Consider the following 288-nt stretch of genomic DNA (forward strand, 5'->3'; position numbering starts at 1 on the left):
GGCTGTATAAAAAGCAGCCATGGAGTCATACAAAAGAGCATCTGCATTTGCCGCAGCGGAATTACCTGCCACCATTGTAGCATCAAAGGTATTGACGCCTGCCTGGATAAACAGATTTGCCACCTGAAAAATACCGTTTTGCAATCCTGCCGGAAGACCGATCTGGATAAGGTATCCTGCCATTCTCTTGTCAATCCTCAGTTTGGAAAGACGAAGTGCATAATCCCCGCCCACTTTTACCAGCGCCCGAAGGATCAGAAACGCAGATAAATACTGGGAAATAATACT

Annotated in this window: 1 pseudogene; it reads right to left on the reverse strand. The window is 46.2% G+C overall.

Going from position 1 to position 288, the window contains the following annotated elements:
• Positions 1-288, reverse strand: a pseudogene (locus PZH32_RS13905) (hypothetical protein); the annotation flags it as partial.

The sequence above is a fragment of the Adlercreutzia equolifaciens genome (assembly GCF_029076695.1).
Classification (GTDB): Bacteria; Actinomycetota; Coriobacteriia; order Coriobacteriales; family Eggerthellaceae; genus Adlercreutzia; species Adlercreutzia equolifaciens_A.